The 27,000-nt window shown below is 45.3% G+C and carries 16 protein-coding genes; 11 read left to right on the top strand and 5 right to left on the bottom strand.

All coding sequences use genetic code 11. The features are described 5' to 3' along the window. Window positions 1–114: 114 nt before the first annotated feature. Window positions 115–2,379 carry a TonB-dependent receptor gene (locus V7R35_RS05445; RefSeq protein ID WP_334013701.1) on the bottom strand — a complete coding sequence of 755 codons (2,265 nt, stop codon included), beginning with the start codon at window positions 2,377–2,379 and terminating at the stop codon, window positions 115–117. 701 nt (window positions 2,380–3,080) lie between these two features. On the opposite strand from V7R35_RS05445, the gene V7R35_RS05450 reads away from it, so the two are divergent. From V7R35_RS05450 to V7R35_RS05475, 6 genes are all read left to right on the top strand, one after another. Next, window positions 3,081–3,743 carry a GntR family transcriptional regulator gene (locus V7R35_RS05450; RefSeq protein ID WP_334013812.1) on the top strand — a complete coding sequence of 221 codons (663 nt, stop codon included), beginning with the start codon at window positions 3,081–3,083 and terminating at the stop codon, window positions 3,741–3,743. 65 nt (window positions 3,744–3,808) lie between these two features. Beyond that, window positions 3,809–4,684, top strand: coding sequence for a methylisocitrate lyase (prpB, locus tag V7R35_RS05455; protein WP_159626627.1), 876 nt, complete (start codon window positions 3,809–3,811; stop codon window positions 4,682–4,684). 252 nt (window positions 4,685–4,936) lie between these two features. After that, window positions 4,937–6,061 (top strand): bifunctional 2-methylcitrate synthase/citrate synthase, encoded by a 1,125-nt coding sequence (gene prpC, locus V7R35_RS05460; RefSeq protein WP_334013702.1) that lies wholly within the window; start codon window positions 4,937–4,939, stop codon window positions 6,059–6,061. Window positions 6,062–6,079: 18 nt separating this feature from the next. Continuing rightward, window positions 6,080–8,671 (top strand): Fe/S-dependent 2-methylisocitrate dehydratase AcnD, encoded by a 2,592-nt coding sequence (gene acnD, locus V7R35_RS05465; protein WP_334013703.1) that lies wholly within the window; start codon window positions 6,080–6,082, stop codon window positions 8,669–8,671. Between the two features lie 625 nt (window positions 8,672–9,296). Beyond that, entirely contained in the window at window positions 9,297–10,478 is a 1,182-nt protein-coding gene (prpF, locus tag V7R35_RS05470; RefSeq protein WP_334013704.1) for a 2-methylaconitate cis-trans isomerase PrpF, read from the top strand. Window positions 10,479–10,563: 85 nt separating this feature from the next. Continuing rightward, window positions 10,564–11,808, top strand: a complete 1,245-nt coding sequence (locus tag V7R35_RS05475) for a diguanylate cyclase (RefSeq protein ID WP_334013705.1) — start codon at window positions 10,564–10,566, stop codon at window positions 11,806–11,808. Window positions 11,809–11,852: 44 nt separating this feature from the next. On the opposite strand, the gene V7R35_RS05480 is transcribed toward V7R35_RS05475, so the two are convergent. The 4 genes from V7R35_RS05480 to V7R35_RS05495 form a co-directional block, all read right to left on the bottom strand. Then, window positions 11,853–13,505: a PH domain-containing protein gene (locus tag V7R35_RS05480; protein WP_334013706.1), complete on the bottom strand. Its 1,653-nt coding sequence runs from the start codon at window positions 13,503–13,505 to the stop codon at window positions 11,853–11,855. Next, window positions 13,502–14,065, bottom strand: coding sequence for a PH domain-containing protein (locus V7R35_RS05485; RefSeq protein WP_334013707.1), 564 nt, complete (start codon window positions 14,063–14,065; stop codon window positions 13,502–13,504). Before V7R35_RS05485 ends, V7R35_RS05480 begins: the two co-directional genes overlap by 4 nt. A gap of 136 nt (window positions 14,066–14,201) precedes the next feature. After that, the gene (arcB, locus tag V7R35_RS05490) at window positions 14,202–16,556 is read right to left on the bottom strand and encodes an aerobic respiration two-component sensor histidine kinase ArcB (protein ID WP_334013708.1); all 2,355 of its coding nucleotides are present in this window, start codon (window positions 16,554–16,556) and stop codon (window positions 14,202–14,204) included. A gap of 122 nt (window positions 16,557–16,678) precedes the next feature. Then, complete coding sequence (locus tag V7R35_RS05495; RefSeq protein ID WP_334013709.1) at window positions 16,679–16,981, bottom strand: hypothetical protein; 303 nt, start codon at window positions 16,979–16,981, stop codon at window positions 16,679–16,681. Window positions 16,982–17,608: 627 nt separating this feature from the next. Between V7R35_RS05495 and gltB the strand changes: the two genes are divergently transcribed. The 5 genes from gltB to V7R35_RS05520 all read left to right on the top strand — a co-directional run bounded on the left by gltB (window position 17,609) and on the right by V7R35_RS05520 (window position 26,984). Next, window positions 17,609–22,075 (top strand): glutamate synthase large subunit, encoded by a 4,467-nt coding sequence (gltB, locus tag V7R35_RS05500; protein ID WP_334013710.1) that lies wholly within the window; start codon window positions 17,609–17,611, stop codon window positions 22,073–22,075. A 13-nt stretch (window positions 22,076–22,088) separates the two neighbouring features. Continuing rightward, window positions 22,089–23,504, top strand: a complete 1,416-nt coding sequence (locus tag V7R35_RS05505; RefSeq protein WP_334013711.1) for an FAD-dependent oxidoreductase — start codon at window positions 22,089–22,091, stop codon at window positions 23,502–23,504. A gap of 243 nt (window positions 23,505–23,747) precedes the next feature. Beyond that, window positions 23,748–25,028 carry a CHASE2 domain-containing protein gene (locus V7R35_RS05510; protein ID WP_334013813.1) on the top strand — a complete coding sequence of 427 codons (1,281 nt, stop codon included), beginning with the start codon at window positions 23,748–23,750 and terminating at the stop codon, window positions 25,026–25,028. After that, window positions 25,025–25,399 carry a hypothetical protein gene (locus V7R35_RS05515; protein WP_334013712.1) on the top strand — a complete coding sequence of 125 codons (375 nt, stop codon included), beginning with the start codon at window positions 25,025–25,027 and terminating at the stop codon, window positions 25,397–25,399. Before V7R35_RS05510 ends, V7R35_RS05515 begins: the two co-directional genes overlap by 4 nt. Then, complete coding sequence (locus V7R35_RS05520; RefSeq protein ID WP_334013814.1) at window positions 25,389–26,984, top strand: M48 family metalloprotease; 1,596 nt, start codon at window positions 25,389–25,391, stop codon at window positions 26,982–26,984. Before V7R35_RS05515 ends, V7R35_RS05520 begins: the two co-directional genes overlap by 11 nt. Window positions 26,985–27,000: the final 16 nt, after the last annotated feature.

The raw sequence follows: 27,000 nt of genomic DNA on the forward strand, positions 1-27,000 counted from the left end.
TTGAAATTCTTTTTACTAAAGCTATGCTAATTCTTATTATAAAACAAGGTAAACAGACAAAAAAAAGCCGGTTACAGTGAACCGGCTTTTTAATTATTTCAATAACTTAACGACTTAGAACTCAGTTGAGAATCTCACACCAAATTCGCTGGCATCGTTGCTAAGAATTTGAAGAACGTAGTCGCCCGTGTTCAAACGTGCGTTGTCGTAACGCTCATCAAAGATGTTACGACCGTATAGCGCTACGGTGTAAGCATCGTTAGCTGGCGTGTACGCAATATCAAAGTTCACTAGCTCACGGCTATCAAGTTCAGTATTACGCTCTGGCGCAGATGTTGGCTCGCCGTACATTTCAGAGCGGTATGAGTAATCTGCACGTACGCGGATTGAGTCACCACCGTCAAGTTCAAATGTATACTGAGGACCAATAGCTAGCGTTAGGTCTGGCGTTAATGGCGCAACAGGGCTAAAGCCTGCTTGCTCTTCTACGTCAACGTCCATGTAACCAATGCTGGTCATCATGCTGAAGTTACCGTAGTTAAACGTAGTATCTAGTTCAACACCACGAGACGTTTGCTCAACCACTAAGTTTGCTGTGTCGAAACCATTTTCGCTTACGCGGCTTACTTGGTAAGGCAGGTCTTCAAACTCAGTGTTAAATACGGCAATACTTACGTCTACGTATTCGTTTACGCGGCCTTTTAGACCCACTTCGTAGTTAATTGCCGTGATGTTGTCAGACGCTGTGAAACAGTTGTTTGCACGAACTGCTGCTCGTGCTGCATCGATATCATCAAAGCCACCTGCACCGAAGAACTGGCCAATTAGGCAGTAAGGGCGCGCTGGGTACTGACCAGACTGATAGCCAGACTGAATAGTCGCGTAACCTGTCATGCCATTTTCAAACGTGTAGTTTGTTGCTACTTCCCATGTTACTTCGTCCCAATCGTTTGAGTCGAAAATAGTACCAAGTGGGCCAAATACGTTTGCAGATGCATCTTTTTCATCTTCTGTGTAACGAAGACCACCAGACACGCTAAGCTCGTCGTTAAAGTCGTGACGTACGTTTACGTATGCCGCTTTTGACGTAGTTTCTTGGTCAAGTTGAAGTAGGTTTGGACCACCGTCGAAGTTAGAGTCTTCGCCCTGACGGTTGCTACCTTCTTCGTTGAAGTAGTAAAGACCTGCAACAAAGTCAGTATACTCGTTGATGTAACCATTAAGCTGAAGCTCAACAGAGGTTTGATCTGCTTCGCCGCGCTCTGGGAACTGGTCTAGCGAGAAGATTGTACCATCATCATCAAGACCCGCTTTGTACTTAGATGTACGCTGGCTTGCCACTACTTTAGCAGTGTAATCTTCATTGATATCCCACTCAGTAGTAAGTGAAAGACCACGTGCTTCGTTTGATACGCTAGTTACTGCTTCTGTTCCCGTTGCGTTGTCGTAACGGTCGAAACCTTCTGGGATAACGTCAGAGTTGCGTAGCTCAACGCCTAAGCCGTTGCCGCCACCGAAGTAACGTGCAGAACCCACTTCGTCAATAAGTACTGTGTAAGGGCGAAGACCGCCGTCACCGTTGTTTGCGTCAGCAGTAAGTACCATGCGGAAGTCGTTTGATGGCTCCCATTTTACTGATACGCGACCAGAGATATCTTCAGTCTCACCAACATCGTATTCTGCATTTGGTACGTTGATGAACTCGCCAAGGCCGTCGCGCTTGTTGAAAGATAAGTTCATGTTGAACGCAAGCTCATCAGACAAACCGTGGTTTACGAAAAGGTCAGCTTTAACGCGACCACGAGTGCCGAATTCAGTATTTACTTTAGTTACGTCGCCTTGATCTGGCTCTTTAGTGATGATGTTAATTGCACCACCAATTGAGTTACGACCGTAAAGTGTACCCTGTGGACCACGAAGTACTTCGATACGCTCGATGTTATTTAGGCTCCAGTTTTGACCAACTTGGCGGCCTAGGTATACACCATCAACGTAAACACTCACGCCTGGGTCAGTAGTAATAAGGTGGTCTTGAAGACCGATACCACGAATGAACGGGTTAACTGACGACGTGTGACCTGCAGAGAAACCGGTAACGTTAAGGTTTGGTACAAACTTACCCACATCTGTTAGGTCAGTAATACCTTGTTCTGCTAGTTTGTCACCGTCAAATGCACTTAGGGCAATTGGCACTTCATAAATTACTTGAGGGCGTTTTGTCGCGGTAACGGTAATAGCTTCGAACTTTTGCTCTTCTGTTGCTTCAGCTTCTTGTGCAATGGCAACATTAGTTAGAGCTGGAACGGTCATCGCTACTGCAAGTGCGACAGGCGAAAGCTTACTGGCAAGTGTCTTAGACACGTCAGTATTGGTTTTCATGGTGTAACCCCTTTGCTTGAGTGTTAGGTATTTAATCTGTTTGCTTATTGCTTCAAGCTCTTCTGTGGAGCTTTTGCAACCTAAACCTGGGGAATTATTTGAGGTGTAGCATGTGTACTATGTGCTGATTTCAGGCAATAAAAAAGTAAGTTGTAATGATAAATTACAGACTTACTTTCATTTTGCTTCTCTTAAAATTGGAAGCGACCTTTACCAGCCCTCAATTTCTCAGTAGTAGAGTTTAGGCTTGAAGACTGGGCGGGCATAATACCGATATGTTTCTTTTTTGGAAAGTGAAATATTGCACTTTCACTAAAAAAATATTGCATATTTAGACTAATTGGTTAGATTTTACACGTTATTAACAACACCTCCAAAAAGCAAAAATTAATCAACAATATTAATTACTTAACTTCAAATCATGCAATTCACCTCCTATTCAAACCACAAAAAACCACCACTGACCAATCGGACAATTTTTGAACTCATGTACTCTTCAGTAAATCTTCGGACAAAACACATATTCCTTCTATTTCTGCGCACGTGTAGTTAGACCAAAGGAAGTTTGAAAGCACAAACAAAATTTTTCCTGCATTAATCTTCTCAAAAACGCATTTTGTCGACAATAAAGCCAAGATCACTTGAGTTAACCAACAATAAAGCCTATATTGTCGACATTAATAATTAACGGCCGAGACGACGTGCTTTCAAATAACGAACAAGCCATTACCAATGCCGACAAAACCTTTTTCAAACTTAGAAAGGATATCGTTGAGGGCATAATCCCCGCTGGCAGTAAGCTTAGCGAAATGGAATTGTCGACAAAGTACGAAGTAAGCCGCGCCGTCATTCGGGAAGCAATCAATCGCCTTGCCACCTGTCATTTAGTGGAGCGCAAGGCAAACGTGGGCGCACGCGTAGTGGCGCTGTCACCCGAAGGTCTAATTCAGCTATATCAAGTACGCGAAGCGTTAGAAGGTATGGCCGCGCGATTGGCCGCCAGGTATATGACTGACGAAGAGATTGCAGATATGCAAGCACTGTTAGACAGCCACTTCGACAAAGTAAAAGACAGCCATAGCTATTATCAAGAAGCCGGCGATGTAGACTTTCACTACCGAATTGTAACTGGCAGTAAAAACGATCACCTTATCAGTGTGCTCGTTGACGGGCTTTATCATCTAGTGCGTATGTACCGCGTGCAATTAGGTATGGCAGGTCCACGCGTTAGCACTGCGTTTGACGAACACCGACACATCGTAAACGCCATTGCCAATCGCGACGAAGAACTGGCTGAAATGCTAATGCGACGCCATATTCTTTATTCAAAAAACAACATAGAAAAGAAGCTGAATAATGCATAAACACATAGCAGCTTCTTTGTATTCAATTCACCTCTACCCTACTTTCAAATAAGCGAGTGATTATCATGAGTGCAGGAAAGAAATTCAGAACCGCGTTAGAGAACAATAAACCTCTACAAATTGTAGGCACTATTAATGCCTATACCGCCATGATGGCAAAGGCCATTGGTCATCAAGCCATTTACCTTTCTGGTGGCGGCGTAGCCAATGCATCATACGGCCTACCTGATTTGGGTATGACGTCACTTAACGACGTAATTGCAGACGTACAACGTATTACAAGCGCTTGTGACCTACCGCTAATGGTGGACATCGACACGGGCTGGGGCGGCGCATTTAACATTGCTAAAACCATTCGCGATATGGAAAAAGCAGGCGCAGCAGCGGTGCATATGGAAGACCAGGTAGCCCAAAAACGCTGTGGCCACCGTCCTAATAAAGAAATTGTTAGCACAGAAGAAATGGTGGACCGCATAAAAGCGGCGGTTGACGCCAGAACTGACCCAGACTTTTTTATTATGGCGCGCACCGACGCGTTCGCACAAGAAGGTTTAGACAAAGCCATTGAACGTGCAAAAGCCTACGTAGCAGCAGGTGCTGACGGCATATTTGCAGAAGCAGTTCAAACTGAAGAGCACTACCGTGCATTCTCAGAAGCATTAGACGTACCTATCCTTGCCAACATTACTGAGTTCGGCAAAACCGAACTATGGAACAAAGAAGAGCTTGGCGAATGGGGAGCAGACATGGTGCTTTACCCATTAAGTGCATTCCGTGCCATGAATAAAGCAGCAGAAATGGTGTACAAATCTATACTTGAAAACGGTGACCAAAAAGCCGTTGTGGACAGCATGCAAACACGCATGGAGCTTTACGATTATCTTGGCTATCACGAATACGAGCAAAAACTAGATGCACTATTCGCCCAAGGCAAAAATTAGAATTAACACGACTCAGCTTTGAGCGAGTGGGGTGCGAGGCACCGAAAGAGTGGGGGTGGTGCGCTGGGCGTTACCCCTCCGAGGCATGGATGCCGAGGCGGAGCCCCCATGGATGGGTTCACGGCGTGGTAACGCCCTGCGCACCGCTCACGATCCAATGGTGCCTCACACCCCGCTCGAAGCTGAGTCTTTCGCTTTTTTTAAACAGACTTTCAAGTACCTTACAAATTACACAAGACCGGAGACAACAAGATGGCTAAACAGTTAAGTGGCGCGGGTTTACGCGGCCAAGTTGCAGGTAAAACAGCATTATCAACCGTAGGTAAATCAGGTTCTGGTTTAACGTATCGTGGTTACGACGTAAAAGACTTAGCGCAAAACTGTCAATTTGAAGAAGTAGCGTACCTTATTCTTAAGGGCAAGCTACCTAACCAGTCTGAGCTGGACGCTTATAAAACCAAGCTTCGCGGCATGCGCGGCCTTCCAACAGCACTAAAAGAAGTGCTAGAGCGCATTCCAAAAAATGCCCACCCAATGGACGTACTGCGCACGGGCTGTTCAATGCTAGGTAACCTTGAAATGGAAACCAGCTTCGATGAGCAGCAAGACGTGACAGATCGTATGTTGGCATGTTTCCCTAGCATCATTTGTTACTGGTACCGCTTCTCGCACGATGGCGTGCGCGTAGACGTTGAAACCGATGACGATTCAATTGGTGGTCACTTCCTTCACATGCTTCACGGCGAAAAGCCACGTGAACTGCACGAGCAAGTAATGCATGTTTCGCTAATTCTTTATGCAGAGCATGAATTCAACGCATCTACTTTTACTGCACGTGTTTGCGCATCAACCCTATCTGATATGCATTCTTGTGTAACCGGTGCTATCGGTTCACTTCGCGGCCCACTTCACGGTGGCGCTAACGAAGCCGCTATGGAAATGATTGAAGGCTTTACGTCTGCCGATGATGCTGAAGAAAAAATGATGGGCATGCTTGAGCGTAAAGAGAAAATCATGGGCTTTGGTCACGCGATTTACTCTGAGTCAGATCCGCGTAACGAAATTATCAAGCAATGGTCTGAGAAACTAGCTGCCGATGTGGGCGACGACGTGCTTTATTCTGTGTCTGTTCGTTGTGAAGAAGTGATGTGGCGCGAGAAGAAGCTATTCTGTAACGCCGATTTCTTCCATGCGTCTGCTTACAACTTTATGGGCATTCCTACGCCGCTATTTACGCCAATTTTCGTAATGTCTCGTCTAACAGGTTGGGCGGCACATGTTATGGAACAGCGCGCTGACAACCGTATTATCCGTCCATCAGCAGAATACACAGGCGAAGATCTACGCCCAGTGCCAGCTATTAGCGAACGCGCTTAAGATTAAGGTTGGGGTTTTATGAATATTGATTACCGTAAACCGCTTCCAAACGCGGGGATCGATTTTTTCGATACCCGTGAAGCGGTAGATGCTATTGAACCAGGCGCCTACGCTAAGCTGCCTTATACGTCGCGTGTACTGGCCGAAAACTTAGTGCGCAAATGCGCGCCTGAAATGCTAACTGATTCGCTTAAACAGCTTATTTACCGCAAGCGCGACTTAGACTTTCCATGGTTTCCTGCCCGCGTGGTTTGCCACGATATCTTGGGCCAAACGGCACTGGTAGACTTAGCGGGGCTTCGCGATGCTATTGCAGCAAAAGGCGGCGATCCGGCCAAGGTTAACCCAGTAGTTCCAACGCAGCTGATTGTGGATCACTCGCTAGCGGTAGAACACGCTGGTTTTGAAAAAGACGCGTTTGAAAAGAACCGCGCTATTGAAGACCGACGCAACGATGACCGTTTCCACTTTATCAACTGGACAAAAACCGCATTTAAAAACGTGGATGTTATCCCTCCGGGTAACGGCATTATGCACCAGATTAACTTGGAGCGCATGTCACCGGTTATTCAAGCTCGCGATGGCGTAGCCTTCCCAGACACACTAGTAGGTACCGACAGCCACACGCCGCATGTTGATGCACTTGGTGTAATTGCTGTGGGCGTTGGCGGCCTTGAAGCGGAAAGCGTCATGCTGGGCCGTGCGTCTTACATGCGTTTGCCTGATATTGTAGGTGTTGAGCTAACGGGCAAACCACAGCCTGGCATTACCGCGACCGACATCGTATTAGCATTAACTGAATTCTTGCGTAAAGAGCGCGTAGTCTCCGCGTATCTTGAATTCTATGGTGAAGGTGCATCGCACCTGACACTGGGCGACCGCGCAACCATTTCGAACATGACACCGGAATACGGCGCCACTGCCGCCATGTTCTACATTGACCAGCAAACCATTGATTACTTGCGCCTGACAGGGCGTGAAGAAAAGCAAATTGCATTGGTCGAGCAATACGCCAAGCACACTGGTTTGTGGGCAGATGACTTAGCAACAGCAGAATACGAGCGCGTGCTTACGTTCGACCTTTCTGCCGTTGGTCGTAATATGGCAGGCCCTTCTAACCCTCACGCTCGCTTGCCTACCAGCGACTTAGAAACTCGCGGTATTGCTGCGAAGTGGGACGAAGAAGAAGGCAAAATGCCAGATGGCGCGGTTATTATCGCGGCTATCACCAGCTGTACCAATACATCTAATCCGCGTAATGTTATTGCGGCCGGCCTGCTTGCACGCAACGCAAACCAGCGCGGTTTAACCCGCAAGCCGTGGGTTAAAAGCTCGCTAGCACCAGGCTCTAAAGCCGTTAAGCTTTACCTTGAAGAAGCTAACTTAATGAGCGAGTTGGAAGATTTAGGTTTTGGCGTAGTAGCTTTTGCTTGCACTACCTGTAACGGCATGAGCGGCGCACTAGACCCTAAAATTCAGCAAGAAATCATCGACCGCGACCTTTACTCTACAGCAGTATTGTCGGGTAACCGTAACTTCGACGGCCGTATTCATCCTTATGCTAAACAAGCATTCTTGGCATCGCCGCCACTAGTAGTAGCGTACGCTATTGCCGGTACTATTCGCTTTGATATTGAAAAAGACGTATTAGGTACCGACAAAGACGGCAACCCAGTAACGCTTAAAGACATTTGGCCTAGCGACGAAGAAATTGATGCAATTGTAGCGAAGTCAGTAAAGCCAGAGCACTTTAGAAAAGTGTACGAGCCAATGTTCGACTTAAGCGTTGACTACGGCAAAGACATTAACCCACTTTATGACTGGCGTGAAATGAGCACCTACATTCGCCGCCCACCCTATTGGGAAGGCGCAATGGATGCCGAGCGCACCATGAAAGGTATGCGTCCGCTGGCTATTTTAGGTGACAACATCACTACCGATCACTTGTCGCCTTCAAACGCCATTCTAGCCAGCAGTGCAGCCGGTGAATACCTTCACAAAATGGGCTTACCTGAAGAAGACTTTAACTCGTACGCCACGCACCGTGGTGATCACTTAACCGCGCAACGCGCTACCCTTGCGAACCCGAAAGTGTTCAACGAGATGGTGCTTGAAAACGGAGAAGTGAAGCAAGGCTCTCTTGCGCGCGTTGAGCCTGAAGGCCAAGTAATGCGCATGTGGGAAGCTATTGAAACCTACATGAACCGCAGACAGCCATTGATCATTGTTGCAGGCGCTGACTACGGTCAGGGTTCATCACGTGACTGGGCAGCTAAGGGCGTACGTCTTGCCGGTGTTGAAGTCATTGTAGCTGAAGGCTTTGAGCGTATTCACCGCACCAACCTTATTGGTATGGGCGTGCTACCGCTTGAGTTTAAACCAGGCACAACGCGTAAAACCCTTGAGCTAGACGGTACAGAAACGTACAACGTAAGCGGCGAACCTTCACCAGGTGCAACGCTTACATTAGTTGTTAACCGTCAAAACGGTGAGCAGCTAGAAGTACCGGTAACCTGTCGCTTAGACACCGCAGAAGAAGTCTCTATTTACAGCGCAGGCGGCGTATTACAGCGCTTCGCCAAGGACTTCTTGGAAGCTGAAGCTAACTGATTGTGCTAGGAAGACCTTTTAGTGGGAGGAAGTGAATCAGTTTCAGGGCACGCCGTGAATACGTCCTTGTAGGCTCTCAACTCGCATCCTTGCGAGTTGAAGGCCCTGAATCTGATCCACCTCCCCCCACTTAAGCTCAGCCATTATTGCATCAGTTAACTTAGCTGGGAGATAAGTTAGCCACAGGGCACGCCATAAATACGTCCCTGTAGGCTCCCACCTCGCATCCATGCGAGTTGAGAGTCCAGAAACTAACTCATCTCTCCCCTATATCTTTGTTAGCTTTTTTAGTTTAGAGAGAGTGTAAAGGCTTCGTCGAAACCTTCGGGGCTTAGACCTCCCCTCTCGAAAGAGTTTATTACTTTTGGGTGGAAGCTGTTTGTGATTTGAAACCCTCCAGCCGCAAGGATGCGGCTGGGGAGCGTACACGGATGTGGTCACAGCGTGTTTCAAATTGCAACCCATTTTGCCTCTATCCAAACAAAATGGTTTTTAATTGAAGAGAGCGTTGAGGCTACGTTGAAACCTTCGGGGCGCATGGACGCGCCCCGAGAGCCTACAAGGATGTATTTACGGCGTGTTTCAACGGAGTCTCAACGCACTCATACCGACGAAAGGAAAAAACATGACAAAGTATGCGCCACAACTTCGAGTACCGGCTACCTACATGCGTGGCGGTACCAGTAAAGGTGTGTTTTTTAACTTAACCGATTTACCAGAAGCAGCGCAAAAGCCTGGCCCAGCGCGTGATGCATTGCTTTTGCGTGTTATCGGCAGCCCCGATCCTTACGGAAAACAAACCGACGGTATGGGCGGTGCTACTTCAAGTACCAGCAAAACCGTGATTTTGAGTAAAAGTGAGCGTGAAGGTTACGATGTCGATTATTTGTTTGGGCAAGTTGCTATCGACAAACCTTTTGTAGACTGGAGCGGTAACTGCGGAAATCTAACCGCAGCTGTTGGGGCCTTCGCCATTAGCAATGGTCTTGTTGATAAAAGTAAAATTCCTGAAAACGGCATTGCCACCGTCAATATTTGGCAAGCCAATATCAATAAAGCCATTATCGCAAAAGTGCCTATTACCAACGGTGAGGTACAAGAGACAGGTAATTTTGAACTAGATGGTGTTACCTTTCCTGCCGCAGAGGTTGAAGTGGCCTTTGTTGACCCAGCCGATGGTGAAGGTGCTATTTTCCCAACAGGCCGCTTGGTGGACACGCTTGAAGTACCGGGGGTTGGCTCACTTCAGGCAACCATGATTAACGCAGGCATTCCTACCATCTTTATTAACGCTGAAGACATTGGCTACAACGGTACTGAACTACAAGACGACATAAACAGCGATTCTGAAGCTTTGGCTAAATTCGAAGCTATTCGTGCGCATGGTGCGGTTCAAATGGGCTTGATTAATGATGTAAGCGAAGCCGTAAATCGCCAGCATACTCCTAAGGTCGCGTTCATTGCCCCGCCAACGGGCTATAAAGCCTCTAGCGGAAAAGACGTGCTGGGTTCAGATATTGATGTGTTAGTGCGAGCGCTGTCTATGGGCAAACTGCACCACGCCATGATGGGCACGGCTGCGGTCGCTATTGCTGCAGCAGCAGCTATTCCGGGAACCTTGGTCAACCTGGCCGCGGGCGGAAAAGACAGAGAATCAGTCACATTTGGACACCCTTCTGGCACACTTCGCGTAGGTGCAAAGGCTGCGTTTGAGAACGACAAGTGGAATATCAACCAAGCAGTAATGAGCAGAAGCGCACGTGTACTTATGGAAGGAAACGTTCGGGTCCCGCCGGAACAACTTTAAACATAAGTATAAAAAGCCCTCTTAACGAGGGCTTTTTTGTCTATTCTTAGTTATCATCAGCGCCCACGCTAATTGAGTAGTTCGCATGTATAAAGTTCTCGTAGTTGAAGACAGTATCACTGTTAGAAAGATAGTTAATAAGCTGATTGAGGATAATCCTCATTTCACATGCGACCTTTGCGAAGACCTTGCAGAGGCTAGAAGTGCACTAGAAAGCGGTACTGACTACCTTGCTGCTATTGTCGACCTTAATCTTCCTGATGCCCCCAACGGTGAAAGCGTAGAGCTTGCGTTGTCATACAACGTGCCTACCATTGTGTTAACGGGGAACTTCGATGAGTTCACTCGTGCTCAGCTGCTCGACCAAGGCGTACTCGATTACATCACCAAAGAATCTCGCTACTCTTACCTACAAGTGTCTAAACTAGTCGATAGACTTCGTAAAAACCTCACCACTAAAGTGTTAGTAGTAGAAGACTCTAAAACCAGTCGAAATCACATTTGCTCGCTGTTAAGTAAATTTCAGTTTCAAGTGCACCAAGCAAGCGATGGTCTTGAAGCCCTTGAGGAATTAGAGCAGCATCGCGATATTAAAATGGTGATTGCTGATCACCGCATGCCGAATATGGACGGCTATGAATTAGTTAAGGCTATTCGTCATGAAAGACGTATGCAGGACTTAATCTTCATTGGCTTGTCTGCCACAGGTGACAGTGTATTAACATCGAAGTTTATTAAAAGCGGTGCTAACGATTTTCTTTCAAAGCCGTTTTATCACGAAGAGTTTTACTGCCGAGTAATGCAAAACTTAGAATCACAAGAAATGATTCAAACCATTCGCGACTCAGCAAACCTTGACCCGCTTACCAAAGTCTACAACCGACGCTTTTTGTATGAAAAAGCCGACGAACTTTTCGCTAATAAAACGTCAAGCGACAAAGTGATTGTGTCGATGATTGATGCAGATAACTTCAAAAATGTGAACGATACACTCGGTCATAAGACCGGCGATGTATTACTCCAAGAGTTCGCAGCGCTATTAAAAAATTACTTCCCAGATGACTTAATTGTGCGTTATGGCGGTGAAGAGTTTACTGTCGTATCAGTGCGCTCTGCTAAAGTGTATCTAGCCGCGCTTTCTGCCTTTATGGATGCGGTGCGCAACACTACATTTACTCACCACAAATTTAATATCACGTGCAGCATTGGGGTATGTGCCGAAGAGCATAAATGTTTGGAATCACAGCTTGAAGTGGCCGATGCGCGTTTATACAAAGCAAAACACGCAGGCAAAGACCAAATTATCGCTCGCGACGAAACCGCTGCGTAGTATCTTTACAAGTTGGTGTAAGTGCGTAGGCATAGCCTACACGTTTACATCCACGATTTACGTGTAGACTCTACTTCATGCAGCACGCTATCAGCGAGTGTATTTACATACTCCTCCGGTAAGAATGGTACCGTAACCGCACCAGATGCCAACACGAACTTTATCGTGGCAAGTTTCTTTCGCTTCATAAATACGCTTTGCTTTATCATTACCTGCTGCACCTTGTAAGGCTCGAAGCACAGGTAATCCACACCTATTCGCCCTCTTCTTACGTAAATATAGCGATTGTCAGACGCAATTCCCCATCGCCACCATCGAAGTACTAATACCAAGCTAACAAAACAAAAACCTGCAGTAGATATCAGCATAATATCTAAATGCGCTGTTAATGCTCCTACTACAAATGCAAGCAAGAAGGGCCCTGCCCAAGCTGCAGCAAGCCAAAACAAAATAAAGCGCTTGCTGATGCTTTTGTAGGTTTGCTGCTGAAAATTACAGTGTGGGAATACTTCGCGACTTAACGCAACAGACTCCGCCTCTGTTACTGAGGGCACGATGAGTTTGTTTGGCGACATCAATTCTTGAATTTGCTGCCCTGCGGTACTGTTTTGCTCAAAATACAAATTAACGCGCTTTAGCAGCTTATCTAGCCAGTCTTGCTTTGCAGTAATCATTTGAATGCGTGAAGCGCGCATGCTTACTTCTAGCTTATTCAAAAGGCCACTTCTACGAATGTAACGATCGTTTGACCGCGACAACGTATAGCCGTAAAACGTAAACAATGCACCACCAACGCTTAATAGCGCCATGGCTGCCATTATCATCATAAGCACCACAAAGGCATAAAGACCAAACTGCCACCATGCTATGGTTTGTTCGCCCACAATTTGATTTAACTGCAGCCCTTTTTCGGCCAACCATTCAGAGATAAAACCAAACACATCGTCGTAGAATGGAGCCGCCGCACCTAAAATAATCCATACGCGATTATTGGTTACACCGTGAATTACAATGTCGCCAATAGAACGACGATTCAATACTTCCTCGCTGGGGTCTTCGTCTAACTGTGAAGCTGCATCATCACGCTTTACCGTGTCCACCGACGCCAGTGCATCTGCCGAGCCTGCATTTACAATGTAATTTGGGTCAGTGCTTTGCTCATTGGCGTTGTGGTTTTCTTTCTCAAACAAAACGCGTTTCTTTAATGCGTGAGCATAAGACAGCGGAACAGCCACAATTTTAGCTTCTTCTTTACCACTGCCTGCAGTGTCTAACACGACTAGCGCGTAACCGAAGGGACGGTAGTAAAACGGGAGTTCTATTTTTACATTTTGTATACGCCACAGCGGCAAGTTAGTATAGCGACGCTGGAACACACCATTATGAATTTCAACATGCTGGTTGTACACACGGAACTTATACATAAAAAAGCTTACAACGCCGCTAAGCGATGTGAGTAACAACACACCCGCAATAGCAGCATAAGTTTTTGGCGACTGTAGGTTATCTAGAATGTTAAACGTTACCGCCATCGCAGGAATAAGATAAATAAGCCCCTGCGCCATTCCCATAATGTTACGTACGGTAAAATACACGATAGCAATAAGTGATAAGCGCTGCCATTCATCGCCCGTTTCTACCTTTACAATACTTTGAGGTGTTGCATTGTCTAACGCGGCTGCTGGTTCATCCATCATCGTGCACTCACGTCTTTATGATCAAGAATGAACTGCCTGATTTTCTGCGCTTTCTCTAATTCCAAACCTGGTATTTCGAAGGTGTACATCTCACCACCCGCCGAGAACACCTGAAGTGATGCTAGACCCGCCCAACGTTCAAGAGGTCCACGGTTCAACTCAACATGCTGTACGCGTAATATTGGTTGGCAAGAAAGCTTTCGAAAGATAAGCCCAGACTGCTTACTGACATCCTGCTCTCTTACCGCGTAAGTAATTTTTGTGTCTGCGAAAAAATGATAGGTGGCCCATAAAAATGCCAAGCCGAAAATTACACTGCAGATGAAAGGGTAAGCAAACACCAAATCTTCGGGTAGCTCAAACAAAGGTTGAAAGCGAAGTGCGGTTACAATTGATAGCAATACAAGTGCAATTGCGCTTATTGCCGACAGATTGATTATGCGATAGCGTCTTGAAATAGGGGTTAACGCTAATTCTTGAAGCCGAGGTAACTCGCTTGTTTGAATGTGTTTATTAGAGAACACCGTAGCACTTCCTTCTGAAATCATTTCGTTGTGCATTATTTTTGCTCCTATTTTGTCACGCTGTTTTAGTGAACAACAAAAAAGGGCTTACGCCCTTTTCTATTGCTCTTTTTCGCTAGCGTTTTTCAAATTTTTTAAAAAAGCTTCGAAAGTTGTAACGCAAGGCTTCGCGTTAGTCATCAACTTGTTGTTCGTTCAGCCAATCGTGAAGTGCCTTCATATCGTGCTGTACCGCCATCTGTAGCTCTTCAACCCAATCGTGAACGTTCTCCCACCATGTTGGGTGATCGCCCTGTTGAATCTGATTAGCAATGCGTTGAACTCTAGCTAGGCCAACTGAGCCTGCTGCACCTTTAATCTTGTGCGCCTCAGAGCATACATCTGACTTTTCATCAGCACTTAAGCTTAGCTGCAAAATCTCCATGTACTCTGGCATCTTCTCTTGGAACACTTTTACGCTAGCACGCACCATTTCATCCCCTATGGTATCCACTAACATCTGCAATAAGTCCATGTCTAAAATGTTACTTAATGTTTTGTCGGGCTCAGGGCGGTCCAGCTCTCCATCTACCTCAAGTGGTGCAGGAGGCGCGTGGAACAGTTCATTAAACACCTCAATAACACGGGACTTTTTGATTGGCTTAGCAATAACGTCGTCCATGCCGTTTTCTAAGTACTCGTCACGTTTCTTAATAACGTTGGCGGTAAGCGCAACAATAGGCGTTTGCATAACAAGGTCTTCTTCAATAAGCGTGCTTGCTACGTCGAAGCCCGTCATGTCAGGTAGCTGTATATCAAGCAAAATTAGGTCGTATTGATTAGCACGGGCTTTATCAATTGCTTCTTGACCTGTCATGGCAACATCAACCTTTTGACCTAGCTTTTCAAGCAGGGCTTTTGCCACCATTACATTCAGCTCAATATCTTCAACTAACAAAATGTTTAAGCCTGTAACTTCTAATTGCGCTACCTTCATTGGGCTATTCGATATTTGCACTGGTAGTACAATTTCAAAGCGGGTACCTTTGCCTACTCGACTTGAAACATGAATTTCACCTTTCATCAAATCTACCATTTGCTTACAAATGGCCAGCCCAATGCCGGTGCCTGTTGCCGACTGATGGTCGGGGTGGTCGACCTGATAATACATGGCAAAAATCTTGTCGATTTCACTTTCAGGTATACCTACACCTGTATCTTCAATAATGAAAGTGACATACGATTTATCGCCATCAGGCTTTGCTGCCGATACCGATAAACTAACGTGCCCTTTTTGCGTGAACTTCACCGCATTAAACAAGATGTTCCACAGAATTTGGCGTAAACGAGTACCGTCTACTTCCACTAAACGCGGTAAAGGCTCGTTAATGGTTGTTTTAAGCTCAAGCTGTTTATCTGCTGCTAGTAAGCGAATAATACTGCTAAGTTCTTCTGTAAAGTCTTTTAGCGATACTGTTTTAAGGCTTAGCTCAAGTTTGTCACGATCTAGTTTATCTAGGTCGATAATGTCGTTGAAAATGTTGCCCAGCGTTATCGCACTTGCGTAAATCGTACTTACCCAACTAAATTGTTCGTCACTTAATTCGGTATCGCGCAGCATGCGGCTTAACCCAACAATTCCGTTTAGCGGCGTTCTTAACTCGTGGCTAATTGTAGCAATAAAACGCGTTTTATCCGTGCTGGCTTTTGCCGCTGCATTTTCGGCTTGCTTGCGTTCGGTCATGTCACGACCAAACGATAGTAGTCCTAAACGGTTACCTTCTTTATCGAAAAACGGTACTCGCTTCATTTCGAAGTAACGACGTCTGCCGTCGGCGAAGCGCAGCCATAATTCCTCGGTAATGCTGGCATTGCTTTCTAGTACTTCGTGGTCACTAGCTACAATTTGGCGAGCCAAGTCTTCCTCGTAAACGTCTTTCGGCGTTAGTCCAAGAAGCTCCTGCTCGGTTTTTCCTGTCATAAGCTCCGCTATACGGTTACAACCAGCAAAGCGGCCTTCTTCGTTGCGGTAGTAGATAAGGTCAGGCGACGCATCAATAATAGAGCGTAGCAGCGTTGATAAGCGCCTCGCTTGCGCTTCTTGTTCTGACTTGTCTTGAATTTCTTTTTCTAAGTCTTTAAATAAGGCTTCACGCTCTTCCTGTGCTTGCTTTCTTTGCTCAATTTCGTGGTTAAGCTGACGAATGTTGCTTTGCAGTTCTCGATTCAAAAACACATCTTCTTCGCGCAGGCTTTCAAGCTGACTTACCACTTCTTTTAAGTTGGTACGTGAATTTTCAAGCTGTTTTATAAGTTCACTAAAAAAGTACAGTACCCAAGGCGCTGAGAGCATTGTTAGCACAACAGCGCTGATAAAGTCGTCGGGTTGCACTTGGCTACCCATGCTTACGCGAATAACGTAAGAACCGCCAAGCGTGAAGAACAGCGACAAAACAACAAAAAGGATACTGAGCTTTAGCGTGCCAAAGCGTTGAACAAACTGAGCAAAGCGAATTGCCCAAGAATCATTGGGTGAGTCTGAATGCATGTATGTCTAACTTAAACCTAATATATTTGTATCCTATCAGGCTTTAAGATATTCACAAACGGCCATCAGTGCTCATTTATGAAGGTTAACGCATGAATAGTCCTTTGAAGGCGTTCGTTCTCTCAAGTTATAGAAAACCCAAAACGCTTTTCATTGACTTCATAAATACTACTCGCAGGAACCCAACCAGATATCTTACTCATCACTTTTACCCATTCGCCTTGACGTTCGGCAATATAAAGTATTTCACCAAAACGAATACTATCGGCAAGTAATTCTGCAGAGTCATGTGGCGCTATTCTAGGCGATAAAGACGCAACACCAAGCGTTGCTATTTTACAATAAGCTGGCGGGCAAGATTTTTTGAATAAATGCCGTTTTGATTGCCTTGGTGTAAAAACATGTTCATCGTAGGAAGATGCCATGTGCAAGTCCTTTTAGTCAGTTGGCGCATTTCACTTTGTGTGGTTTGTGAAGCTTGCGTGCATAATTATTTTTTAGAATACTTCACAAAGCTTCACGTTAGTGCAAATTTTATACAGCAGGCTATTATTAAAAGATCTATGGAACCTGTTCTTTACATTTTAATAAAAATACATCACAACCCACCATTGACAACATAAAACGCCGAATTAAGAGCATAGTTATTCAACAAGACATTTTTATTGAGAGTGATTATCATTTAATAAAGGACACATCTTTTCGTTAATAACTTAATAACATATTGCTTACAAAATAGATTTAATGATTATAAGACTTTGATTTAAAACAATTTAATAGAGGTTATACTAATTCTCTAGATCACTTCTTCTTTTAGCGATTGATTTTAAATTTTTATGTGGGTATTTTGTACGGCCCGCATCGCAATAATGCATAAAAATGCGGAAAGACTGGAATCCTCTAATAATAAATAAACGACAAGAAAGGCGCAGGCCACACGCAATAACGCGTTTGGGCACAATAGACGTCTAACCATGTTGTGATACGCAAACCTCAGCGCATCTACATGCAACGCATACCTTGCCCAGTCAAAAGGTTGAAGGAGTAAAGAGATGAGTTTATATAATCCCAATGATTCCCGGGACAACTGTGGGTTTGGCTTAATTGCTCATACTCACGGGGAAGCCAGTCACGAATTGGTAACAACTGCAATACACGGCCTTGACCGTATGCAGCATCGTGGTGGTATTGCCGCCGATGGGAAAACCGGTGATGGCTGTGGTTTACTGCTGCAAAAACCGGATGCGTTCTTCCATGCAATTGCCGACGAAAATGGCTGGAAACTCAGCAAAAAGTACGGCGTGGGCATGATTTTCTTAAATCAGGACCCTGTACTGGCGCAAACTGCGCGTGAAGTACTTAATGAAGAACTAGAAAAAGAAACGTTGTCAGTAGTGGGTTGGCGCGAAGTGCCTGTCGACCGCTCAGTACTTGGCGAACTTGCCCTCACGGGTGTTCCACAAATAGAACAGGTGTTTGTAAACGCACCTGCAGGATGGCGTAAACGCGACCTAGAACGTCGTTTATATATGATTCGACGTCGTGCGGAAAAACGCCTTGAAGAAGATCCTGATTTCTACGTAGCATGCTTATCTGGCCTTGTAACAATTTACAAAGGCTTGGTAATGCCTAAAGACTTACCAGCGTTTTACCATGACCTAGCTGATGAGCGCATGCAAAGTGCTATCTGTGTGTTCCACCAGCGCTTCTCAACAAACACATTGCCACGCTGGCCGCTAGCCCAGCCTTTCCGCTTCCTTGCACACAATGGTGAAATTAATACCATTAAAGGAAACCGCGACTGGGCAATGGCGCGTGCTGCAAAATTCGCCACACCGCTCATTCCAGATTTAAAAGACGCTGCACCTTTTGTAAACACAGAAGGCTCAGACTCTTCATCGCTAGATAACATGCTCGAGTTGTTTCTAGCGGGCGGCATGGACTTATTCCGTGCTATGCGCTTATTAGTGCCGCCAGCGTACCAAAACAACAAAACCATGGATGACGACTTACGTGCATTTTACGAGTTTAACTCGATGCACATGGAGCCGTGGGACGGCCCTGCCGGTATCGTATTAACTAACGGTCGTCATGTTGCGTGTAACCTCGATAGAAACGGCCTACGCCCTGCTCGCTACGTTATCACTAAAAATGGTTTTATTACCCTTGCGTCAGAAGTCGGTATTTGGGATTACCAAGAAATCGATGTTATTGAAAAGGGCCGCGTTGGTCCTGGCGAAATGCTTGCCGTTGATACTTACACGGGCAAAATTTGGCGTTCGAACGAAATAGATGATGACCTAAAAGAGCGTCACCCTTATAAAGAGTGGCTAGATAAACATATTCGTCGCCTAACACCCATTGAACAACTCGATGCATCGCTTATTGGTAAGCGTGTGTTCGATGATGATGCCATGGCGGTTTACCACAAGCTTCACGCTTACAGCTACGAAGAAATTCAGCAAGTTGTTAAGGTATTAGCAAAAGACGGTCAAGAAGCTGTAGGTTCTATGGGTGACGATACGCCAATGGCGGTAATGTCGTCGCGCCAGCGTACGGTGTATGATTATTTCCGTCAGCAGTTCGCACAGGTAACGAACCCGCCAATTGACCCTCTACGTGAAAACCACGTAATGTCGTTGGCAACCTGTATTGGTAGAGAACAGAACGTATTTAGCGAAACCTCGGGTTACGCTGACCGCGTATTGTTCGACTCGCCAATTTTAATGTATACCGACCTTAAACAGCTTCGCGAATTTAACCCAGAGAACTACTACTCTGAAATTGTTGAATTGCAATATGCACCGCAAGAAGGCTTAAAGAAAGCCATCGAACGCGTGTGTAATGAAGTTGAAATGCTGGTGAAAAATAAACGCGCCGCGTTCGTTATTTTGTCAGACAGAAATATTAAGCAAAATCGCTTAGTGATACCTGCGGCAATGGCGGTTGGCGCCGTACAGCGTCGATTAGTTGAAAAATCACTTCGCTGCGATGCCAACATTGTTGTTGAAACCGCAAGTGCACGCGATCCGCATCACTTTGCCGTGCTTATCGGTTTAGGTGCTACCGCCGTTTACCCATTCCTTGCTTATGAAACTATTGAGCAGCTATGCGAAAAAGGTGAGCTTGATATCACGCCAATGCAGGCCACGTTGAACTACCGTAAGGGTATCAATAAAGGTCTGTACAAAATCATGTCGAAGATGGGCATCAGTACCGTTGCAAGCTACAGAAGCTCTAAGCTGTTTGAAGCGATTGGTATTAATAACGAAGTGATGCAGCTTTGCTTTAACGGTGTTACCTCGCGCATTCAAGGCGCCGGCTTTGACGACTTCCAGCAAGACCTGGTTAACTTGAACCGTGTAGCATGGCTTAAGCGTAAGTCTGTAGACCACGGCGGCTTGCTTAAATACGTTCATGGTGGCGAGTATCACGCGTACAACCCAGACGTAGTGAGCACGTTACAAAAAGCGGTTGTATCGGGTAATTACGACGACTATCAGGTGTATGCAAACTTAGTCAACGAGCGTGCCCCTGCACATATTCGTGATTTGCTTGCGCTAAATCCAGACTGCGACCCAGTTGATGTTAGCGAAGTAGAGCCCGCGGAAAACCTATTCCCGCGCTTTGATACCGCAGCAATGTCTATTGGTGCACTAAGCCCAGAAGCGCATGAAGCGTTGGCTATTGCTATGAATCGTTTGGGTGGCCAGTCTAACTCGGGAGAAGGTGGTGAACACCCGTCTCGATTCGGTACTGAGAAAAACTCAAAGATTAAGCAAGTAGCGTCTGGTCGTTTCGGTGTTACACCGCATTACTTGGTTAACGCTAGCGTTATTCAAATTAAAGTAGCACAAGGCGCAAAACCTGGTGAAGGTGGTCAGCTGCCGGGTGATAAGGTGAACAAGTACATCGCGCAACTGCGTTTCTCTGTACCAGGCGTAACCCTTATTTCTCCGCCACCACATCACGACATCTATTCAATTGAGGATTTAGCTCAGCTAATTTTCGATTTGAAGCAGGTTAACCCAACGGCGCTTATTTCTGTGAAGCTGGTGTCTGAGCCAGGTGTAGGCACCATTGCCACAGGCGTTGCGAAAGCCTACGCCGACCTTATCACTATTTCAGGTTACGACGGCGGTACAGGTGCAAGCCCATTAACATCGGTTAAATACGCAGGTAGCCCGTTCGAACTTGGTTTGTCTGAAACGCAGCAAGCGCTTATCGAAAACGGCTTGCGTCACAAAGTGCGCGTACAAACCGACGGTGGTTTGAAAACGGGCTTAGACGTAGTAAAAGCCGGCATCTTAGGTGCTGAAAGCTTCGGTTTTGGTACAGGCCCAATGGTTGCACTTGGCTGTAAATACCTTCGTATTTGTCACTTAAACAACTGCGCAACTGGTGTTGCAACGCAAGATCAGAAACTGCGCGACGACCACTTCATTGGCCTTCCTGAAATGGTAATGAACTACTTCAAGTTTATTGCACAAGAAGTACGCGAGTTAATGGCCTCTTTAGGTATTAAGAAATTCGACGATTTGGTAGGTCGCACTGAATTGCTTAAAGTGCTTGATGGCATTACGGCTAAACAGAATCGCTTAGATTTGTCGCCTCTGCTAGCACAACCTCAAGCAGGTGAACACACACGCTTGTTCTGCTCTGAAACCACTAACACGCCTGTTGATAAAGGTGAGTTAAATGCACAAATGCTGAAAGACGGTCAGCAAGCAGTAGCTAACAGCAAGTCTGTAACGCTTAAATATGCGGTTCGCAATACCGACCGTTCTGTAGGTGCATTATTGTCGGGCGAAATTGCGAAATATCACGGTAACCACGACTTTGAAGATACACCGATAAAAGTAGAGCTTACCGGTACTGCTGGCCAAAGTTTCGGTGTATGGAACGCAGGTGGTTTGCATATGCACCTTGAAGGTGATGCAAATGACTACGTGGGTAAAGGTATGACGGGCGGCAAGCTAGTTATCCACCCGCCGCGCAATGTTTCATTTGATGCGCACGACAGTGCAATTATGGGCAACACCTGTCTTTATGGCGCAACGGGCGGCAAACTTTTTGCTGCAGGCCGAGCTGGCGAGCGCTTTGGTGTACGTAACTCTGGTGCCATTGCCGTAGTAGAAGGCATTGGTGACAACGGCTGTGAATACATGACAGGCGGTATAGTGGCTGTACTTGGCTCAGTAGGCGTTAACTTTGGTGCCGGCATGACGGGTGGGTTTGCTTATCTTATGGATGATAGCGACGACCTTGACAACCGTGTAAACGCTGAGCTTGTTGATGTTATGACGATAGAAGATAAAGCCATTCTTGCTGAACACTTACGTGGTTTAATTAATCAACATTATGAAGAAACAGGCAGTGAGCATTCGTTGTCGTTACTGACAAATTTTGCTGACACATTGAAACGCTTCAAGTTGATTAAACCGAAAACCAGCGATGTGAAAAACTTGCTTGGCCACATCAGTCGTTCAAGTGCTGAATTACGCATTCAGGCCCAGTAGGAGGATTTAGTTTATGGCAAAGAACGTATATCAATTTGTCGATGTTGAACGTATCGATCCGCCGAAAAAGCCGATTATGGTACGTAAACAAGAGTTCGCGGAAATTTATCAACCGCTGAGCCAATCTCAAACCGAAGGCCAAGCAGATCGCTGCTTGGACTGCGGTAACCCGTACTGTGAGTGGAAGTGCCCAGTTCACAACTACATTCCGCAGTGGTTAAGCTTGGCAAACGAAGGTCGCATTTTAGAAGCTGCTGAGCTTTCGCACAAAACCAATAGCCTCCCAGAGGTATGTGGCCGCGTTTGTCCTCAAGACAGACTGTGTGAAGGTGCATGTACGCTAAATGACGATTTTGGTGCGGTAACTATCGGTAGTATTGAAAAATACATCACCGATACAGCATTTAAAATGGGCTGGCGCCCTGATATGTCAGACGTTGTATGGACCGACAAAAAAGTCGCTATTGTTGGTGCAGGCCCCGCTGGTCTTGCATGTGCCGACATTCTGGTACGTAACGGCGTAAAACCAGTTGTTTATGACAAGTATGAAGAAATTGGTGGTTTGCTAACTTTCGGTATTCCGTCATTCAAACTGGAAAAAGATGTCATTAAGCTTCGCCGCCAAATCTTTACTGAAATGGGCGTTGAGTTTGTACTTAACACCGAGATTGGCAAAGATATTCAATTCCAAGACTTGCTTGATAAGTACGATGCCGTTTTCTTAGGCATGGGTACTTATAAAGCCATGCAAGGTGGTTTTGATAACGAACAGGTAGAGGGTGTGCATGAAGCGCTACCTTTCCTTGTAGCAAATACCAACCGTGTTATGGGCCTTGAAAAAAGCCCTGAAGACTACATCGACATGAAAGGCAAGCGCGTTGTAGTGCTTGGCGGTGGTGATACCACCATGGACTGCGTAAGAACGTCAATTCGCCAAGGCGCGGCACAAGTAACTTGTGCGTACCGTCGTGATGAAGAAAGCATGCCTGGTTCACGTCGTGAAGTGGTTAACGCAAAAGAAGAAGGCGTAGAGTTTAAGTTTAACTTACAGCCGCTAGATATTGCCGTTGATGAAAACGGCAAAGCGTGTGGCGTTAAGTTAGTCAAAACTGAGATGGGACCGCCTGATGCCAATGGTCGTCGACGTCCTGTTGAAGTAGAAGGCTCTGAGCATATTCTTGAAGCCGACGCGGTAATTATTGCATTTGGTTTCCAGCCAAGTCCTGCGCCGTGGTTTGCTGACTTTGGCATTATGCTTGACGAAAAAGGTCGAGTACGTGCACCGTCTGCAGGTAAATTTGCATTCCAAACATCACACCCGCAAGTATTTGCAGGTGGCGATATGGTGCGCGGTAGTGACTTGGTAGTTACGGCTATCGATGAAGGCCGTAAAGCTGCCGAAGGGATAATGGATTATATTGGCGTGTAGTAACATCAATCTGTAGTAGTTAAGCTGCTAGCAGCTAAAAAAGCCCAGTAAATCACTGGGCTTTTTTGTGGCGCTATATAAACAAATACTCTTAATTCCTTGGATGCTTTGCATATCACAATGTTTGACAAAAACTAATATAAGCGCTAACAATAGAATTTAGAATGATAGACATGGAATGTAATCATCAAAGCACTCATCTTTTATTTCATTGCCTTTGTAGAAAGTAAACATTGGGGTCGGATAGGACTCTGGGTCCGCTCTTTATCACTAGTAACTTTATTACTACTTGACCCTTTCAAAATCACAACCGCGACAGACGATGCTTCAGCGGATATTCTCAATCGTGTGAATTCCCAATACTACAGCTCTAAGGCTCAGAGTGAAATCGTTGTTGTATTAATTGACGACCATTATTTAAGTAGCAATCAATTAAGTTGGCCATTGTCATATAGCCAACAATCAGTCCTCATGCGTCAAATCTTGAGGTACGAGCCCAAAGCTCTCTTTATTGATTTGCTCTACACTCACGACAGGTCAACCAAAGAGGACACACCTCGGCCGTTAATAAACGTATTTGAGCGCTATGGGAAGCGTATACCAATTTATGTCCCTCAAATAAAAGAATCAGCTTTTTCAAAACAGAGATTTTTCGCAAAGACTCGCCCAGTCGTGGTTCAGTGGCAGGGGCACGAACACTATTATCCTTCCCGAATTGGAAATATTGATACGCCGGCGTTTGCTATGCATCGCCAGTTCTGTGAGCAAAATGGTAACTGCAACCAGCCTAACAGTATGCCGCCAATTGCTGTTCAGTGGGGTATGCAATTGTCAAAGCAACAAAAATTGCTAACAAATAATAATGAATGTTTGGGGAACGAAAATCCCATAATCATGGCTTCGAAAGTATTGTTATCGGAAGTTTTTTGGAAACTGGTGCCTGAGTGGCGACAGCCTTGTGCATACTCAATTACCGTTCCGCCCTCTTATCTTAGCGCTACATCCAAAGACGAAAGAGCACTTCTTTCAACAATATTCAAAGACAAGTACGTAATGCTAGGAGCACTTATTCAAGGAGCAAGAGATGAAGTTTATTCGCCTGTTCACGGCCAAATAGCAGGTGTTTATCTGCACGCTATGGCACTAGATAATCTTCTCACATATCACGACGAATATTTTAGACCCGCTCCTACAATATGGCGCAATATTGACCTCGCCGATATTACTGACTGCGTCCTGTTTTTACTGGTTTTCATGTGGCGTGAAAAAGTTTCTACTAATCCAAAAGCTCCCCATGCCCACGCACCACGAAAGCGCTTTATTTTTTATTCCGCTCTTGCGCTGTTAGCGCTGCTATTCACAACTGTCGTATTGTTTTCCTATGTTTTTAACTTCCAACCTATTAATTGGGTCGCGCAACTCACTCTCATCCTCTCAATTGTCGCAATAAAAATAAGGCTTTTTGCCCCATTAAAAAAACTACTTTTTTATCTAAAAGGGTTCTACCAAGGAGAAAAACTATGATTAAGAAGTTACTCGTGATGTTGTTAACGTGTGGTGTGTTTGGCCACATTCATGCTGAGCCGTTGGCTATTATTGACTTCAGTGTTGAAACTATTGAAACCTTAGACTCTGAAGGAAAGGTCATTGCCAATGTACCAGTCTCTTCTCTTCCAGATACTGCAATTGTGGTTATTGAGAAAAATGAAGAACTTGATCTAATTGCAATTAAAGATACTAATGGTGACGTTGTATGGTTGGACACCTACTATGTAAAACTTAATCAAGGAAAGGTTGTAGACCTCCCTTGCTACAAGATTGGCACAACGGGAGCACAAGACCGAAGAGAAACTGGCACAATGGGCTTTGGAGGTACTTGTGAAGATGCTAATTAATACAGATACCTTAAAAGCGACACTACTAGCGACAGCACTTACTAGTTTAACCGCATGTCAAAGTACACTTGAGGGGATGACTGATGCGGTGGGTAATTTAACGGGTGACAGCATTCACAACAACTTTGAGGGTAAATACATTACCCAATCCAGCATTGCTGAATATAAAGTACGAGAAGATGAACTTAGTGGCAGTGGTGGTGTAATCAGTTATTCCGGTAAAGACATTCCCGAGGGGCATATTCGTCAAAATCATGTTGTAAAATCGCCAGCACTAGACAACTACTTAAACGGCGTGCTTGATAAAATTCTCAGCCAGTGGGACGGAAACCCGGTAAACATACAAATTCAGGTTGTGCACTCACAATCATTTGCGCCTTATGCTGATTCTTTCGGCATGATCAGTATTCCTATTGGGACACTCAATAATATTGAGAGTGAAGATGAGATTGCTCTTCTTATAGCGCATGAAGCCAGCCATATATTACTTCGCCATCACGATAGAGATAAAGTCGTGCAAGAAAATAAAGACAACGTTAATATGCTTGCTAGTGCAATAGTGATGGCCAACGTTGCTAAAGACACAGACTTTGTAAAACAAGGTGGTAAACGTACCTTGAAGTACAACCCTAGCGAGCAAGGTAGCGACAATATATCAAAAGCCATGGTATACAATGCCGTTATTCAAACTATTTCAGACAGCGTCTGGAATACCGCTTGGAAGCGTACACAAGAAGACGAAGCCGATTTACTAGGGTTTGATTTAGCGATTGCCGCTGGATACTCGCCGCGCGCAAACTCACATGTTTTGGAGAGACTCGAGAATTATCAGGGTAAGCAAGAAGGTATGTTAAGTGCGTTTTGGGAAAAGAAGCAAAATGCGCTTAGCAGCGCACTTACTGCCGGCGACTTTAATGGACTAGGAGAGGAGATCGATTCATTTCTAGCAGAGGGTTTAATGACTTCGTTGGGAGCTGTAACTGATTATTTTCAAAAACGCCATATGGCCCCTGAAGTCCGCGATGAAAATATGAAGGGTTATGCTTTGCGAGTATACAAGCCAGAGATTCGTCGTCGTGTTGATAAAAAGTCTTGGAGCGATGTAAAATCGCAGACAGAAATTCGTGAAACATTAGAAAGTTATAAACTTGCTTTTCAAGCTTCCAATGCACTAAGTGCAGGTGATATAGCGCAGGCCGAGAGACTGGCCTTGGCTTCCCTTTCACGTTCAACTAAATCACATCCTTACATGAGAGAAGTTTTATTTGATGTGCGATTAGCACAGGGAGATAAAACACGAGCCATGAAGAATCTTTCTTACATTGAACGCTGGCAAGACGCATCACCTGCATTATTTGAGCGTAGGATCGAATATCTGATGCAACAACAGCAATTTGAAGATGCGCTTACCGCCATTACTCTCGCCGAAAAAACATTTGGTAATGAAAGTAAATTCATTATTCAGAAAAGCATTGCTCTATCTAATATAGGGAAAAACGATGATGCAATTGCCACCTTAGATAAATGCCAAGCCTACTCTAAACATAAGGAAAGTTGCGCTTTGTTAAAAGAGCGAATTATTTAATTGTTCTAGGTACTGC

It is taken from the genome of Alteromonas sp. S167 (assembly GCF_036864375.1).
In the GTDB taxonomy this organism is placed as follows: domain Bacteria; phylum Pseudomonadota; class Gammaproteobacteria; order Enterobacterales; family Alteromonadaceae; genus Alteromonas.